The organism is Oceanobacillus sp. FSL K6-0118 (assembly GCF_038006665.1).
Taxonomy (GTDB): Bacteria; Bacillota; Bacilli; order Bacillales; family Amphibacillaceae; genus Oceanobacillus; species Oceanobacillus caeni.
Map to the genome: position 1 here is coordinate 1,480,705 of NZ_JBBOVR010000001.1, position 16,276 is coordinate 1,496,980.

Below are 16,276 nucleotides of genomic sequence, written 5' to 3' on the forward strand. Positions count from 1 at the left end.
GATAGTATAGTTTTATTTCATATTCATAGTAATACTGGGGCTTATTACGGTTGGGTTAGAAGAGAAAGTGGAGGCGGTCAACCCAAAAAAAGTTTATCACGGTCGATTCGAAATGGAAAGTGGAAGCAATCAACCGAGAGAAGTGTTATCACGGTCGATTCGGAATGGAGAGTGGAAGCAATCAACCGAGAAAAGTGTTATCACGGTCGATTCGGAATTAAAAGTGGAAGCAATCAACCGAGAGAAGTGTTGTCACGGTCGATTCGGGATTAAAAGTGGAAGCAATCAACCGAGAGAAGTGTTATCACGGTCGATTCGGAATTAAAAGTGGAAGCAATCAACCGAGAGAAGTGTTGTCACGGTCGATTTGGAATGGAAAATGGAAGCAATCAACCGAGAGAAGTGTTATCACGGTCGATTCGGAATGGAAAGTGGAAGCAATCAACCGAGAGAAGTGTTATCACGGTCGATTTGGAATGGAAAATGGAAGCAATCAACCGAGAGAAGTGTTATCACGGTCGATTCGGAATGGAGAGTGGAAGCAATCAACCGAGAAAAGTGTTATCACGGTCGATTCGGAAGCGTCAAATATAGACCACCTTCTAATATTAATTGGGCTATGTAATAATCTCCTTAAGAAAATCTTTAAGGGGGATTTTTTCATGACACGCAAAGAGAAAAGGCTAGTTTGGGAAGAACGCATTTCTTCGTACAAACAAAGTGGACTAAGCATTGCTAAATGGTGCGATGAGAATAATGTACATGAAAGCCAGTTTTATTACTGGAAGAAGAAACTAAATACTGATCCAAAAGTTGATAACACTTCATCTAAGTGGCTGTCAGTTGAGGTAGATAAGTACGATAATAATCCAGATTCTTCTATCCTTATAAAATTAGGACAAGCATCTATTGAAATTAAACATGGATTTGATCCATCTCTTCTTTCAGAAGTAGTAAAGGCATTAAGAATAGATGTTAAATGAGACAAATATTGAGCGTGTTTATCTTGCGCGTGGAAGTACTGATTTACGAAAATCTATTGATGGATTAGCTGTACTTGTCAAGGAGGGATTTGATCTCGATCCTTTCTCTCCTTGCCTATTTGTATTTTGCAATCGAAAACGAGACAAATTAAAAATCCTTCAATGGGAACATAATGGATTTTGGCTGCATTATCGCAGGTTGGAACGTGGGAAATTCCACTGGCCCTCTGACAAGGACGAGGCCCCAATGCACATTAGTTATCGTCAACTTCGTTGGTTACTAGATGGACTACCTATACAACAAAAACAGGCGCATCCAGAGGTGAAAGCACGTACCATTCTATAGATTAAATAATCTATTAAAATAGGAAGAATTCGACTAGTCAAGTTGGGTTCTTTTTCGTATACTTAATTTATGGAAAAAATAGTAGAGAACAATAATGAGCACACAATTGAATATTATAAAGAACGCAATCAAGAGTTGGAAGCAAAACTAAAATGGTATGAGGAGCAATTTCGCTTACTTCAAAAACAAAAATATGGTGTTTCCAGTGAAAAAACGAATGACGATCAAATGAGTCTACCATTGTTTAATGAGGCGGAAGATACAGCTGATTTAAATATTGAAGAACCTACGCTTGATACTATTACATATCAACGCAAGAAGTCTCGGAAAACAAGAGAAGAATTGATGGAAAACCTGCCAATAGAGACGATAGAATATGAACTATCTCCTGAGGAACAGGTTTGTTCGTGTTGCGGTAATAAAACACACAAAATGAGCGAAGAAATTCGAAAAGAACTACAAGTGATACCTGCTCAGGTAAAAGTCGTAAGGCATGTCCGTCATGTGTATGCTTGTCGTCAATGTGAAAAGGATGAGATAGAAACTCCTATCGTGACGGCAAAAATGCCATTGCCTGTTTTTCCGAAAAGCTATGCTTCACCTTCAATTATTGCTTATATTATGAATCAAAAATATGCCGAAGGCCTACCTTTATATCGACAGGAAAGCCAATTAAAATATCTAGGTATTAACCTTTCTCGTCAAACACTAGCCAATTGGATGGTAGAGGGGGCCAACCGTTGGTTGTCCAAAATATATGACCGAATGAAGTATCATCTTTTGCAGGAAGATATTCTACATGCAGATGAGACTACGGTTCAAGTTTTACGAGAACCAGGACGATCAGCCGATTCGAAATCGTATATGTGGCTCTATCGTAATGGACGTGACCGTCCACCGAATATTCTATTTGAATACCAACGATCACGAGCAAGTAAACATCCAAAAAGATTCCTATCGGAATTCAAGGGATACTTGCATGTCGATGGGTACGGTGGTTACGATAGTCTTCCTAATGTCACCTTATCTGGTTGTTGGAGCCATGCAAGGCGAAAGTTTGATGAGGCATTAAAATCCTTGCCAAAAGAGGCAGACAAATCAAAGGTTACTGCAACCGAAGGATTGGAATATTGTAACCAATTATTTGCGATTGAACGCAAGTGTCTGGATAAGACTCCAAAGGAACGTTATGAAATACGAATCAAACGCAGCCAACCAATTTTGGAGGCTTTTTCAACATGGCTAAAAATGCAAACACCAAAAGTCTTGCCGAAAAGTGCCCTCGGTAAAGCAATTAAATATTGTCGAAACCAATGGAATAAATTAACCGTCTTTTTAGAGGATGGGCGATTAGAAATTGATAACAACCGAAGTGAGCGCTCTATTAAACCTTTCGTGATCGGAAGAAAAAATTTCTTGTTTAGTAATACACCAAAGGGTGCTGAGTCGAGCGCAATTATTTATAGTATAGTAGAAACTGCAAAGGAGAATGGGCTAAGCCCATTTGAATATTTGAAGTATCTATTTGAGCAGTTGCCAAACATTGATTCAACAAACGAAGAAGCGATGGATCAACTCCTACCTTGGTCAACGACTATTCCATTAACTGTCAAAGTTCAAATTAAATCTTAGTTAGAGTATAAAATAGCCCATACCTTAATACTAGGTGTGGGCTATTTGACGCTTACGTCGATTCGGAATGGAGAGTGGAAGCAATCAACCGAGAGAAGTGTTATCACGGTCAATCTGTAACATTAATACGACCGTGATAAAGCTTTATAAGAATAAAAAAAGTCCTTCCCATGAAACGGAGGACAAAAATATTATATCTATTTATACTACTCAAAGTATGACCATCGATGGTCTCCCATTTTAGTGAATGTACGTAAAAGAATGTTTCTGATTCTTCTTTCTGGTACTACTTGAGACCAATGATGAATGGTTCTAGTTGTAAGCTTTTTATTGGGGAATAAAAGTCTAAATTCTTTTATGTTTCTTAATACAGCTTCATCAAGTAGCTCTTGATACTGACATTTCATACAAAAACAATACTTATTACTGACAGTTATTGAAAAGGAATGGCATCGTGTACAGCTAATTCCCTTTTGCAATTGATCATAATGGTAAGAAGGCAACTTTTCATACGGGGATTCGGTTATATGCAAAGATAGTAACATATCCGCAAGTTCTTTATTTTGGGGGGTTAATTTTGAGGGTGTTGCATTTAAATCAGCTAAGTAATTTTTAATTTGGGTTGGGAAAATAAATGGTTTATAGAGAGGTGCTTGGTATAAGGTGAATTTTGGATTGATGAAAACAACAGAAGCATCAATTGGGAGGTTGAATCCATGGTTGAGAAGTAATTGGCGTAGTAGTGGTTCACTTCTACTCAATTGGAGAAGTGGATTGATAATCTCTAATTTAGGCTTCTTGTAAAGTTTATCTGATTCGTAATAATAATCCCCTTCAAAATTCTTTACTTCAAAAAATAGAATCTTTCCTTGGACAATAATCAAGGAATCAAGTTGGAAAATAGTATGGTTAACTTCGAATAATAAATCATTTAATATCAAGCATTCGCATTGTAATTTCTCTGTTAAGGAATCAAAAATCACTTCTCCTTCATAGCCTTTTTTTAAATTAAAATAGTGTTGCTTATCTTTCCTTGCTAATTGCATTCGGTCGTTTAATATTTCTAGAATTGCTAATTCCTTTGATTTAGTTCGTGATTTATAGACCATAGTTTCACTTCCTTTTTTTACATAATCTAATTCAATTATAAGAGATAATCTATGAAATTCAATGTTAGAGATGGATCTGGAAGCAAACACGACAGTTTTATTTAATGAAAAATGACAATTATGTTAACTACATCCCTATTATTTTACAACCATCCAGCTAGTTATGTATAATTTTGTGAAAGAGTTCACTATTATAATCGGGAGGCAAAATCATGGTTGGGCTTAAAGATATGGCAAAAAAGCAGAAAGAAAAGTTGGTATTCTTAGGAATTTTTGCCATATTATCAGGTATGTCAATTATTGGACAGGGTTATTTATTTGTTACCATCGTGGACCGTATTTTTCTAAAAGATTATTCATTCCGTGAAATTATTCCCTTATTACTTGGGCTATTGGCAGTTCTTTTTGCCAGAACACTATTCCAATATTTAAGTGGAAGAACAGGAATTAAGATGGCTTCCAAGGTGAAACGTGACCTTAGAAATTCTCTATTACATAAATACTCTACTAATCCAGTGCAGACATCTATCCAGGGGCAATCAGGTCAAAAGGTTAGTGTAATGATGGAAGTGGTAGATGAAGTGGATAGCTATTTTAGCAGTTATATTCCACAGTTGTTTCAGGCAAGTATTATACCACTTATGATTCTCCTTGTTATTTTCACAGAGCATGTTGCTACAGGGGCTATCATTTTAATAACAGCTCCATTTATTCCTATATTCATGATGGTAATTGGGTTTAAAACCAAAGATAAAACAGAAGAACAATTAGATAAGATGTCCGCTTTTTCCGGTAAATTCCTTGATACGTTACAAGGGCTAACTACGTTGAAATTATTTGGTCAATCAACAGAGCAAAAAGAAGCGATTCGAAAGAGTAGTCTAGGATTTAGGGAGGCAACAATGGATGTGTTAAAAATTGCTTTCCAAAATTCCTTAGCATTAGGATTTATTTCCATGTTAAGCATTGGACTCGTTGCATTAGAAGTTGCTTTTCGTATGATTATTTTTCAGGATCTTTCCTTTTATACCGGATTTCTTATGTTAGTGTTGGCTCCAGAGTTTTATACGAAATTGAGGGACTTAGGAAGTGCTTTTCATACAGGAAGAGGAAGTATGGGTGCGGCTAAAAAGTTAGAAAATGAGTTAGCTACTTCTGTAAAACCTGTTGAATGGGGAGAAGGAAGCTTAAATAGTACTACACCACCTACCATTGAATTACGGGGAGCAGTGTTTAGCTACGGAGAAAGCGATACATTTGCCTTAAAAAACATGAATGTATTCATAAGACCGTTTGAACAAGTTGCAATTGTTGGCAGAACTGGATCTGGAAAAACAACATTATTACATGTAATTGCTGGGCTTGTTCCACTTACTAAAGGAGAAGTACTCATAAATGAAAGTACACGAAACATGTATAGTGTAAAGGATTGGTTTGACAGAATTAGCTATATTTCACAAAATCCATATCTTTTTTCGGGTACTATTGCCGAGAATATTGCGGTCGGCGGTAACACGAATGCTACGAGGGAAGACATCGTAGAAGCCGCTCAAAAGGCCGGAATTTCCGAGTTAGTCCAATCGCTACCTAATGGATACGATACACCAATAGGGGAAGCGGGAAGGGGGCTTTCCGGTGGAGAAAAACAGCGAATCGCTATTGCTAGAGCTTTTTTAAAAAGCCCTTCCATTATCTTATTTGATGAGCCGACAACAGGCTTAGATTTAAAGACAGAACATATCTTGCAGTCTTCAATGAAAGAATTATCGAAGAAATCCACAGTTATAACGGTTGCACACCGTCTTCATACGATTAAAAATGCTGACCAAATTCTGTTCTTGGAAAATGGGGAAATAATAGCATCCGGTACACATAATGAATTGGTACAATCAAATGAAACGTATTGTAATATGGTATCGGTACAGCAGGGAGGTCATTAGAATGAGAGATTTAATCACAATTACCAAGGTAATGTTTGTGGAGAAAAGAGATATTGTCATTTCGATTCTTTGTGGATTTATTGCTGGAATAACAGCTATTGGTTTATTTGCATTAAGTGGGTATTTAATTTCAAAGTCCGCCCTAGTACCACCTATTTATACGTTGATGATTCTTGTTGCTTCCGTTAAAATCCTAGGAATTATTTCAGCATTAAGTCGTTATGGAGAGCGTTACTTTTCGCATCGTGGGACTTTTACGATGTTAAGTAATTTACGTGTTTCCTTTTACGAGAGGCTAGAGCCATTAGCACCAACTATCTTTCATAAATATAGGAGTGGGGACCTCCTTTCAAGGATTGTTGGTGATGTAGAAACACTACAAAATTTCTTTTTACGTGTATTTTACCCACCAATCGTTTTACTGTTGGTCTTTTTGTGTACGATTTTCTTCACGGTCTTTTTTTCAATTGAGATAACATGGATTATACTCGTCGGTTTTATTTTGACAACGTTTATTTTCCCAGCGGTCATCGCATTAAGACAAAGAAAAGTAGAGCGAAGAGTCAGGGAAAATCGAGGAGAACTGTCCACAGAAGTATCTGAATTTCTATTTGGATTTCGCGACCTAAAAATATACCAAAAACTAGAGATGAAAGAGAGTAAATTACGTCATTCTGCTGATGTTTATTTAAAAGAACAAGAACATGAAAGTGTTTATAATTTATTCAGTGAGTCATCCAATACTTTCTTATCCTTAGTTGTGTCGTTCACCGTTCTAGGTTATGGAGCTTATTTAGTCTCTACGGAACAATTAGATGGAATCTTCCTTGCGATGCTTGTGATGGTATCATTAACTGCATTTGAGAATATATCCCCTATGTCGGTATTTCCAAGTTACTTGGAGGATAGCAGACAAGCAGCAACAAGACTGAATAATGTTGTTGGTATGGAGGAAGAACAGGAAATTCTGAAAGAAAGTAAAGAAAAATTGTCCATTAAGAAATCTCCATACATTAGCGTGAATGAGGTATCATTTGCGTTTCCTAATGAATCAAGGAATACTTTATCAGATATAACCTTTACTTTACCCCCCGGTTCCAAAACAGCGATTGTTGGGCCGAGTGGATCTGGAAAGTCAACGTTGATGCAACTATTATTACAAATATATCCGGTTAATCAAGGCGAAATATGTATAAATAATAAATCGATGAATTCCCTATCGCAAGAAAGCATTTGGAAAAGCACGAACGTTGTACTGCAAAAGAATCATTTCTTTTACGGAACCATTCGTGAAAACTTGATGATTGCCAAGAACGAATTGTCGGATGAAGAGATGGAAAATGCATTAGAAAAAGTAAAACTCCACCATTTTTCCTTAAATGACCAAGTGCTAGAAAAGGGAGAAAACCTTTCAGGAGGGGAGCAGCAGCGACTCGCAATTGCTAGAGTTTTGCTAAAGAAGGCTCCGATTTGGCTTTTGGATGAGCCGACCTCATCGATTGACGCATTGACCGAGAAACATATTTATGACTATCTTTTTGAAGAAGCAAAAGAAAATACAGTAGTACTTATCAGCCATCGTTTGACAGGATTAGAAAGTATGGATCAGATAATTGTAATGGAATCCGGCAGAATCGTTGAAGTAGGAACGTTTGACGAACTGATGGAGAAAAAAGGGTATTTTTATGAAATGAAACAAATTGAGCAAAGTGTATTTTTAAATGTATAAACGAAAGCGGAAGCGCCCGTTTAGCGACGTACGGACTGGACTGAGCCGTAGAAGATAAAGGAAACACGATGAACGGAGTGAGTCGATGTTGACTTATCGTACGGAGGAGAAGGAAGTCTCGCTAGTCGCTGGACGCTGGAGCTGGACGCGGCCTTTCTTAAGACAAAAATTAAATCAGCTAAATTTTTATACTTTCTTACTTCATAAACAAAAGAAAAGAGCCTTGTCACGATGACAAAGCTCTTTTTTGATAATTAAGAAGCCAACTATTACTTTTCCTTATTGGTCACGGACTCATCCTTGAAAGCTACTAAAAATGCTAGTATCAGTGCCATAATGATGATAATAAATGGAGCGACAAAAATTAGAAAATCTGTTAGCATGTCTTTCACTCCTTCTTTTGTCTTCCTTTTAGATAATTTTTATCAAACAGGAACAATTTAAATAATAAATAGAGAGAAGGGATTAACAATGCAAACCCAAGAATAAATACAATAACGAGTGAAATGGCCATTGCTTGATTGGTAAATCCTTCGTAAATTGTTAAATATGGATATAACAGGTATGGATAATGGGAAATTCCAAATCCATAAAAAGCTAGTGCAAACTGACCAAACATTAGCCAAACGGCAGTTCCATACTTTTTTCGTTTCCAAATGAACCAAACGGCTGCAATCCATAATATAAAGGATAAACCAAACATCCACCATAGGTCTATAATGCGCTCATAATGTTCGGGATTATGAAATTTTAACTCATAAACAATTCCGCTAGCAGTAATGATTAAAGGCAATGCCCAAATCAGTGCATATCTGCGCATTAAATTTGTAGCTTTTACATCACCTGTTTTATTTGCATACCAAGTAAGAAATACAGCTGAAATATAAAGCACCGCGACAATACTTAAAATGACAATCGACCATGATAATGGACTTGTGAATAATGCCCAATAATCAAGAACTGGATTTCCATCCTCTATAAAGACAAACCCACCTTCAGATATCGTGAGCACTATGGAAAGGGAAGCCGGAATAAGAAGCCCAGATAAGCCATACATAAACGCATAGCCCTTATGTCCTTTACTTCCGTATGTTTCAAATGCATAATATGACCCACGTATTGCCAGTAAGATTAACGCAATACTACCCGGTATGAGAAAAATGGTACCAAAATAGTAGGCTGTATCCGGAAAGAATCCTACGATCCCTACAAAGAAAAACACGAAAAATACATTGGTAACTTCCCAAACAGGGGACAGGTAACGCTGAATAACATTAGATAAAATATGATCTTTCCGTGTGATGATACTGTATGCATTAAAGAATCCAGCACCATAATCAATTGAGCCTATAATGATGTAACCGAACAAAAATGTCCAGAGTACCGTTATACCCAAAATTTCAAGTGTCATGCGTTATCACCACCTTGTGAGGCTTTAAGCTCTTTCTCCACTGGATTGTTCTTAAACATTCGACGAAGTACAACAACCGTACCAATTCCTAATATGATATATAAAAGAATAAATAGGATAGACATGAATCCTACATAGTCACTCGATGTGGCTGCATCTTCTACAGTCATGATCCCACGAAGAATCCACGGCTGTCGCCCAACCTCTGCCAACCACCAGCCTGCTTCGATAGCAAGAAAGGATAATGGGCCTCCTAGGACAATTAACCAACGATACCATGTTGCTTTTACAAAAGCCCAACCACGCTTTATTCCTATCCAATAAACAAGTGATAGAACAATCATAAAGACACCAATGGTAATCATTAAATCAAAGTAATAATGGACAATAAGGGGAGGTGTTTCCTCCACAGGAAATTCATTTAATCCAATGACTTCTGCTGTAGGAGCACTGAAAGCCAATATACTTAAGGCAAAAGGTATTTTAATAGCACCCTTGACTTCATTATTTTCATCTAGTACCCCATACATTAATAGAGGTGCCCCTTCTTCGGTTTCAAAGTGCCATTCTGCTGCAGCAAGTTTTTCAGGTTGATACTCTGCTAAAAATTTTCCAGAAAAGTCTCCAATAATCGCTGCTGCAATGGCGAAAATTAATCCAACTTTCATGGTTAAATGAAGTGCCTTTTTGTGATATACGTGATTAGAACCTTTTATTAAATGGTAAGCGGCAATAGCTGCAAGCATAAATGCGACAGTCATATAAGCAGTTGCAAGGACATGGGATACTTTTGTCGGCATTGCTGGATTAAGCATGGCAGCAATTGGATTTGCATTAACCAGTTGTCCATTAATGATATCGAACCCTTGTGGTGCATTCATAAAAGAATTTACTACGGTAATGAAAAAAGCTGACATACCCGCACCAAGGGCAACTGGAATTAACAGGAAGAAGTGTTTTCGCTGATCTTCAAATCGGTCCCATGTGTATAGGTAAATACCTAAAAATATGGCTTCAAAGAAAAACGCGAATACTTCCATGAATAAAGGAAGTGCTATAATTTGACCTGCTAATTCCATAAAGTTTGGCCAAAGCAGTGAAAGCTGAAGTCCAATTACAGTTCCTGTAACTACACCAACTGCAACGGTTACAACAAATCCTCTTGCCCACCGTCTAGCCATTAAAATATAATGTTCATCGTTCTTTCTAATTCCGATCCACTGTGCAATCATAATCATAAGTGGAACACCTACTCCGATCGTTGCGTAAATAATGTGAAAAGAAAGAGTAAGTAATGTTAAAAATCGACTAGCTATGACCGGATCCTCAAATAACATAGTTATAATTCCCCCTTTAACTCTCATATAAATTAAGTGTAATCCTGAGCATGTAGCCTACTGAAATTTAAAGTAAACACTATGTTCAAGGTGTAAATGTACTTGATATTATTATAGATGAAATTACAATTGATAAATTGGCAACTTATGACAATTTAGCTAATACATTATGAAATTATTGTGAATGGAGATTCTTTATCCCAAAGGTTGTTAAAATTGTGTGAAATAAAGGGGTTTCATTCACTTTTTTCAACACCATCACTTTCCCCTTGGCAATTGTGCATAATATAGAAAAGTTTTTTTACATAATAATATAGTCTTCCAAAATCTTTTATATTTAATCAACGTTATGTCTGTATATTTCCTCCACTAAGGTAGTGCGTTGTTCGACTTTGGAAATAAACCCTTTAGTTATGTCCCAGCTTCTTTTCATATTTGTTTGAATTTATCCAAAGTAAATCCCTTTGAGTGCCGGAATGGAAGGAAAAAATCAATGCTCCGCTATTCATACTTCATACGGCCAAAAATCTAGATTAACGTAGTTGGGATGGGAACATTCGCAAAGTAGGACGTATTTAAGTATTTTACTCAACTGCGGGAACAATACGTTTGAACAGAAGAATTCTTAAGGAGGAATACAAATGGATCAAGATATGAATTACGGTAGTGATTATAAATATATACCTACAACATCCATACAAAGTGGAATGGGGATAGAAGTATTACCGGATTTATATTGTCATACAGTCCAAATTGTTAACATTCATTTAGTTGGGAAACCGGAATCAAACGAATTCGTTTTAGTTGACGCAGGAATGCCACATTCTGCCGAGAAAATTATTTCCACTACAGAAGAACGATTTGGTGAAAACAGTCGTCCAAAAGCGATTATTTTAACACATGGTCATTTTGATCATGTTGGGGCTATTATTGAATTGGTTGAGCATTGGCAAGTACCTGTGTATGCACATGAATTAGAGATGCCTTTTCTAACAGGTCAGAAGGCTTATCCAGAACCAGATCCAACGGTAGAAGGTGGCATGGTTTCAAAAATGTCACCCATATTCCCAAATGAACCAATTGACTTAGGGAATCATATTGAAACGCTTCCTTCCGATGGATCAGTCCCTCACATGCCTGAATTTAAATGGATTCATACACCGGGACATGCACCAGGTCATGTTTCCTTATTTAGAGAAAAAGACAGAGCATTAATAGCGGGAGATGCATTTGTTACCGTTAAGCAAGAATATTTATATAAAGTTTTAACACAGGAACAGGAAATAAGTGGACCACCGCGATATCTGACAACAGATTGGAAAGCCGCAAAGGAGTCAGTTAAAAAATTAGCAGCGTTGAATCCATCGGTTGCCGTTACTGGACATGGGTTTTCTATGTTTGGTGAGGAATTATCTGAGAGCTTAGAAAAGTTAATTTTACACTTTGATAGTATTGCTGTACCAGATTATGGGAAGTATGTCGATAAAAATTTACACTAAAGTATGCACAAGCCTTGTGTAATAAGCAGGGCTTGTTTTGCATGATGCATATATAATAACAGCTGTTCCAATTAGTCATGGAATTATCACGGACGAATAAATATGAAATCATTGAAGAAATGTCCGTGATGCGAGTTACACCTGCTTCTGTCAAGTAGACAGTACCAAAGTGTCTCAAAAAACTTTTCACAATACCTTTGTTTCCGATAGTTTGAGCTATGATCATATACGCCACCCTTGCCAGGCATTTGGGTTCGTGGTGGTGAATAAAGTGGCGAATCGGGAAAAATAAAGCTATTAAAGCTCCCTATTCGCACACAGAGCGTACCACGAACCATCTCTTCTAAGTTCTCGCTGGTCGGGGGCCCCTATCCCCAACACACCGAATCACTAAGAAGAGGCATGCCAGGCAAGGGCAAGCAGCTCCGCTGTGGTTCCCTGCGGTGCATTTTTAGCTTGCGTAACGCTTGATATATTTTACAGGACTCGTTTGTAATTTTGTGTTGATTCGATTATGATTAAAGTAATGGATATATTGGTTTGCCGCATTTTGAACTTCGAATACAGTCTCTGTGTTTTCAAAAAAACATTCTATTTCACACTTGTAATGACTAAAGAAGTTTTCAATGCATGCGTTGTCCCAGCAGTTGCCTCTGCGGGACATGGATGGGGTGAGGCCCATCTCTTTGACACGCATTTGATAACCAGCGTTTGTGAACTGTGTGCCTTGATCACTATGTAAAATGGCACCTTTCACAAACTTTTTTTCTTTTAAACGATCTAACGCTTCGTATACAAGCTCTATATCCTGACGTTGACTAATAGAATACGCCACAATCTCGTCATGAAATAAATCTTTAATCGCACACAAATAAAGATTCTTGTTTGGCCCCTCTATCACTGGTAAATAGGTAATATCAATCGCAAACTTCATTCCGGGTTTCTTTGCTTGAAAGTTTCGATTTAATATATTCGGTACTTTTTTATTTATCTCGTTACGCTTAACAAAGCGCCTTTGGCGGATCTTACAACGAATACCATATTTCCGCATGATTTTAGAGACACGCATCTCTCCAACCTCAATGTCATATTCCTCCTTTAATGCCATTTTCATTCTTTTTCTTCCCAATGTACCACGGTGTTTATGATGTAATTGGATGATATAGTTGTATAATTCTTCGTCCTTTTGTGCCTGCACACTACCCCCTCCACGTTTTTTCCATTTGTAATAACCAGATCGTGATACATCAGTCAGTTGCACTAACATCGTAACAGGATAATCTTTCTCATTTGCTTCTATAAAGGCAAATTGTACCTCTTTCTGCTTTCTCACATCCTTTCCAGCTCCAAAAGCTTTTTTAAATATTCGATTTGTAATGCTTGTCGTTCGATAAGCTCATCTTTGGTTTCCTCTTCTTTTCGTTTCTGTTTACCTATGCTTTTCATACCTCTTGTATCTTTTAACGCTTCATAACCTCCTTCACGTACCTTATTAACCCACCGATTCGCTACTCGAGGTGCACTAATGTTATATTCCTTTATCAAATCTCGGATTGCATACCCCTCAAAATACTTTTCAACCACTTTTTTCTTTAATTCATAACTGTATCTTTTTAGTTGTCTTGTCATATTCATCCCCTATTTTCTATCTAATTCTATATATAAGATTATCAAATGAATAGGACACTTTCTAAAATTGTCTACTTTATAGATACAATATCAAGTTATCACGGACAAAATAGCAGGGAATCGTTGAGGAAAAGTCCGTGACGCGTGTTATCACGGCCAAAAGAACCGGGAATTGTTGAGGAAAAGTCCGTGACATAGAAAAAGAAACTGTAAGAGCGAAGCAAACGATCAAAAGATAGAATGGATTCCCCAAAACAAAAAAAATCCTTCACCCAAATGAATGAAGGACTAATAATTTATTCTTATTTTATTCGTAGTAAGACCAGCGATGCTCGCCTACCTTATTGAAATTGCTTGAGATAATTCTTCTAATCTTTTTTTGTGAAGGTATGATCTGACACCATTCATGAATGATATTCGTTGTTATCCTTTCATTTGGAAATAAAATCCGAAATTCATTCACGCTTCTTATTACAGCATCAGCAACAAGTTCTTCTTTGCATTCATGACATACAAGTTTCCTGCTTTCTAAAGTAACGGAAAACGAATGGCATTTTGCACAGGTAATTCCCTTTCGGAGTTGTCGATAATCATATTTGGGAATCTGTTTGTAGGGAGAATCGGTTATGTGCAATGACAATAAATGGTCTGCCATTTTCTTATGTCTTTCGGCTAATTTGGAAGGAATTTTATCTGGAATCAAGATAACTGGAGAAAAAAATAATATAATCCAATAGGCTTAATAAGGGAAAGGTAACTCATAATCTACTAAATTAGAGTACTCATCTCCAAACAAGTTGTTTAATAGGTATTGACTTCTGTGAAGGAATATCCTACCATTTATTATGTAAGGAATTTTTGGAAAAATTTAACAAAAAAGGGGGATGAAAGAATGGTTTGGATTGTTGGTGGGTTAATTGTTATTGGTGGAGTCCTTATAAACCCTAGTACCGTTCATTAAATAATTGCTTTTAATAAATAATATAGATTAGAAAAGCAATTATGAAAGTTTTCAGGTGAGTTGTATGCGTCAAGTTTTTCTCGGTGTGTCTTTCACACCAATATTTCCGGCACTCTATTTTTGTACACTTTTTCGGCTACCGCGCGACCCTTGTCGCTTGCTGTCCCCAATTTTTAGGTAACGTTCTAAAAACCAAGAACCTTACCTAAAAATCAGGGTGTTATCTAAAACTTTTTATTAACTGTCCAATAGCTGATGAATGAGCTGTATTTAGGCTTATTTTACCTTGTTTTGCTCCAATTGACGGCTGGGTTTCCTGGCGTAGAAATTCAGTCATACGAACCACTTTTTTCACGTCTCGTTGTTTTCTTACACTTCGCCTTTGGTCTCTCAAATAGACGGATCGTAATGTTTTATTTAGAATCCCTTGTTTGATCTTCACCATTGCCTCACTACCTTCTAAACTCCAATGCATTCCACGCTTTTTCATTCGGAATGAAATATGTCGTTGGTTGGATTCCATTGCACCCATGCCCCTTGCCTCTTTTGGTGGATTCTCAACTTTTTCTCTCCAATCAAAAATTCGATCCCAATTACCGCCAATATATCTACGAAAATCCTCGGCCTTTTCTAACTGCTTATCCGTTTCTAAAGTGCTCTCCAATGTATCCATCCAACGTATGAAATCATCCAGTTCGTGTTCTTTGATTGCCTTTTGTACACCTTCTTTAAACTCGCTCTTTTTAACTCCAAAAGTTCGATTCAGTGCTTTAGAAATGTGAAAGGAATCCAATTGATTTAAAACAGGATAACTAGACTGTGAGAAAGCCTCTTGAAAACGTTCTGCCGTATAACCGGGACCACCATCACTATTGGTGACAACTTGTGTATTTTCTAAGGAATAATGACTAGCTGTAAACGCCTGGACTTCTTTCCAAAAATCATTTGTTGGTTTGGTTGTCATAATAACTTGTGGATTCTTTAGGGATACGCGCTTTCCATTTTTAATCCAACCTTCATGGATCACTGCATGATGTACTTCATGACTTGTTTTTTCCTTAGTCCCACGCACAAATACACCATCTGCCTCGGCAAATAAAAATTCCAATTCTTTCCCCTTTGGTAAATAGGCAGCTTCCTCTAATTCAGCTAACAATTCTTCATCAGCTTGCGCTTGTGCTTTTCCTACACGCTTCACCATACTTCCCACTGTCGTATGACTAAGATTCACGGCAGTCCATTCACTTAATATGCGTGCAGTTTCTCGGTACGTACTCTCACTAGCCAACTCCGCCACTTTTACTTCAACTAAAGGACTATGTCGCTGATATTTTCTAAATCCAACCCACTCATCAAAAGGATAATGCGCTTTCCCATTGATATCGTGCATTAATGTATGCGTAAAACGAACTGCCCCAAAGATAAACTGAATTGTCTTTTCATCTTCTCGTTCAACCGTCCAACCCTTACTTTGCATTCTTCTTTTTATCGTTTGATTAAGTTGTGTAAATACGCTCCCCATCAGTTTAGTAAGGAGATCATATACATAAATTTGAACATGTTCCTCAAAGTCAATTAAATCATTTGTATCCTTTAATAATTCGCTGATTTTTGATATAATTGTATTCATGAAAAGGCCTCTTTCAAATGTATTTGCCGGTCAGCATACATTTATGATAGAGCGCCTTTTCTTTTTTTTC

Annotated in this window: 15 protein-coding genes; 8 read left to right on the plus strand and 7 right to left on the minus strand. The window is 37.1% G+C overall.

Going from position 1 to position 16,276, the window contains the following annotated elements; all coding sequences use genetic code 11:
- Window positions 1-67: 67 nt before the first annotated feature.
- From MHI02_RS07695 to tnpC, 5 genes are all read left to right on the plus strand, one after another.
- Window positions 68-325, plus strand: coding sequence for a hypothetical protein (locus MHI02_RS07695; RefSeq protein ID WP_128723435.1), 258 nt, complete (start codon window positions 68-70; stop codon window positions 323-325).
- Between the two features lie 2 nt (window positions 326-327).
- Window positions 328-594, plus strand: coding sequence for a hypothetical protein (locus tag MHI02_RS07700; protein WP_341165815.1), 267 nt, complete (start codon window positions 328-330; stop codon window positions 592-594).
- A gap of 68 nt (window positions 595-662) precedes the next feature.
- Entirely contained in the window at window positions 663-983 is a 321-nt protein-coding gene (gene tnpA / locus MHI02_RS07705; protein ID WP_047185469.1) for an IS66 family insertion sequence element accessory protein TnpA, read from the plus strand.
- A complete protein-coding gene (gene tnpB, locus MHI02_RS07710; RefSeq protein ID WP_047185468.1) occupies window positions 973-1,329 on the plus strand; it encodes an IS66 family insertion sequence element accessory protein TnpB in 357 nt (118 codons plus the stop codon). Before tnpA ends, tnpB begins: the two co-directional genes overlap by 11 nt.
- A gap of 69 nt (window positions 1,330-1,398) precedes the next feature.
- Window positions 1,399-2,961 (plus strand): IS66 family transposase, encoded by a 1,563-nt coding sequence (gene tnpC, locus MHI02_RS07715; RefSeq protein WP_060669374.1) that lies wholly within the window; start codon window positions 1,399-1,401, stop codon window positions 2,959-2,961.
- Window positions 2,962-3,167: 206 nt separating this feature from the next.
- Here the strand turns inward: tnpC and MHI02_RS07720 are convergent, their stop codons facing one another.
- Entirely contained in the window at window positions 3,168-4,070 is a 903-nt protein-coding gene (locus tag MHI02_RS07720; protein WP_341165816.1) for a nuclease-related domain-containing protein, read from the minus strand.
- A gap of 212 nt (window positions 4,071-4,282) precedes the next feature.
- Between MHI02_RS07720 and cydD the strand changes: the two genes are divergently transcribed.
- Both cydD and cydC read left to right on the plus strand, forming a co-directional pair.
- Window positions 4,283-6,010 carry a thiol reductant ABC exporter subunit CydD gene (cydD, locus tag MHI02_RS07725; RefSeq protein WP_341165817.1) on the plus strand — a complete coding sequence of 576 codons (1,728 nt, stop codon included), beginning with the start codon at window positions 4,283-4,285 and terminating at the stop codon, window positions 6,008-6,010.
- A 1-nt stretch (window position 6,011) separates the two neighbouring features.
- Window positions 6,012-7,739, plus strand: coding sequence for a thiol reductant ABC exporter subunit CydC (gene cydC, locus MHI02_RS07730; protein WP_341165818.1), 1,728 nt, complete (start codon window positions 6,012-6,014; stop codon window positions 7,737-7,739).
- Between the two features lie 269 nt (window positions 7,740-8,008).
- On the opposite strand, the gene cydS is transcribed toward cydC, so the two are convergent.
- Genes cydS through MHI02_RS07740 form a run of 3 tightly spaced genes read right to left on the minus strand, consistent with a single transcriptional unit; the run spans window position 8,009 to window position 10,487 of the window.
- Entirely contained in the window at window positions 8,009-8,122 is a 114-nt protein-coding gene (gene cydS / locus MHI02_RS18545) for a cytochrome bd oxidase small subunit CydS (protein WP_445668982.1), read from the minus strand.
- 5 nt (window positions 8,123-8,127) lie between these two features.
- Window positions 8,128-9,150, minus strand: a complete 1,023-nt coding sequence (locus tag MHI02_RS07735) for a cytochrome d ubiquinol oxidase subunit II (protein WP_047186424.1) — start codon at window positions 9,148-9,150, stop codon at window positions 8,128-8,130.
- Complete coding sequence (locus tag MHI02_RS07740) at window positions 9,147-10,487, minus strand: cytochrome ubiquinol oxidase subunit I (RefSeq protein WP_341165819.1); 1,341 nt, start codon at window positions 10,485-10,487, stop codon at window positions 9,147-9,149. The genes MHI02_RS07735 and MHI02_RS07740 overlap by 4 nt, the downstream gene beginning before the upstream one ends.
- 641 nt (window positions 10,488-11,128) lie before the next feature.
- On the opposite strand from MHI02_RS07740, the gene MHI02_RS07745 reads away from it, so the two are divergent.
- Entirely contained in the window at window positions 11,129-11,986 is an 858-nt protein-coding gene (locus MHI02_RS07745; protein ID WP_047186422.1) for an MBL fold metallo-hydrolase, read from the plus strand.
- 451 nt (window positions 11,987-12,437) lie between these two features.
- On the opposite strand, the gene MHI02_RS07750 is transcribed toward MHI02_RS07745, so the two are convergent.
- The 3 genes from MHI02_RS07750 to MHI02_RS07760 form a co-directional block, all read right to left on the minus strand.
- Window positions 12,438-13,319 carry an IS3 family transposase gene (locus tag MHI02_RS07750; RefSeq protein WP_052771790.1) on the minus strand — a complete coding sequence of 294 codons (882 nt, stop codon included), beginning with the start codon at window positions 13,317-13,319 and terminating at the stop codon, window positions 12,438-12,440.
- Window positions 13,316-13,615 carry a helix-turn-helix domain-containing protein gene (locus MHI02_RS07755; protein ID WP_052771789.1) on the minus strand — a complete coding sequence of 100 codons (300 nt, stop codon included), beginning with the start codon at window positions 13,613-13,615 and terminating at the stop codon, window positions 13,316-13,318. Before MHI02_RS07755 ends, MHI02_RS07750 begins: the two co-directional genes overlap by 4 nt.
- 1,181 nt (window positions 13,616-14,796) lie before the next feature.
- Window positions 14,797-16,206, minus strand: a complete 1,410-nt coding sequence (locus MHI02_RS07760; RefSeq protein WP_047183902.1) for an ISLre2 family transposase — start codon at window positions 16,204-16,206, stop codon at window positions 14,797-14,799.
- Window positions 16,207-16,276: the final 70 nt, after the last annotated feature.

Excerpts from the sequence above, each read along its gene's own strand:
- cydC (WP_341165818.1), top strand. The coding sequence starts at position 6,012 with ATGAGAGATTTAATCACAATTACCAAGGTAATGTTTGTGGAGAAAAGA.
- MHI02_RS07735 (WP_047186424.1), bottom strand. The coding sequence starts at position 9,150 with ATGACACTTGAAATTTTGGGTATAACGGTACTCTGGACATTTTTGTTC.
- MHI02_RS07755 (WP_052771789.1), bottom strand. The coding sequence starts at position 13,615 with ATGACAAGACAACTAAAAAGATACAGTTATGAATTAAAGAAAAAAGTG.
- MHI02_RS07720 (WP_341165816.1), bottom strand. The coding sequence starts at position 4,070 with ATGGTCTATAAATCACGAACTAAATCAAAGGAATTAGCAATTCTAGAA.
- cydD (WP_341165817.1), top strand. The coding sequence starts at position 4,283 with ATGGTTGGGCTTAAAGATATGGCAAAAAAGCAGAAAGAAAAGTTGGTA.
- tnpC (WP_060669374.1), top strand. The coding sequence starts at position 1,399 with ATGGAAAAAATAGTAGAGAACAATAATGAGCACACAATTGAATATTAT.
- MHI02_RS07760 (WP_047183902.1), bottom strand. The coding sequence starts at position 16,206 with ATGAATACAATTATATCAAAAATCAGCGAATTATTAAAGGATACAAAT.
- tnpA (WP_047185469.1), top strand. The coding sequence starts at position 663 with ATGACACGCAAAGAGAAAAGGCTAGTTTGGGAAGAACGCATTTCTTCG.
- cydS (WP_445668982.1), bottom strand. The coding sequence starts at position 8,122 with ATGCTAACAGATTTTCTAATTTTTGTCGCTCCATTTATTATCATCATT.
- MHI02_RS07740 (WP_341165819.1), bottom strand. The coding sequence starts at position 10,487 with ATGTTATTTGAGGATCCGGTCATAGCTAGTCGATTTTTAACATTACTT.
- MHI02_RS07745 (WP_047186422.1), top strand. The coding sequence starts at position 11,129 with ATGGATCAAGATATGAATTACGGTAGTGATTATAAATATATACCTACA.
- tnpB (WP_047185468.1), top strand. The coding sequence starts at position 973 with ATGTTAAATGAGACAAATATTGAGCGTGTTTATCTTGCGCGTGGAAGT.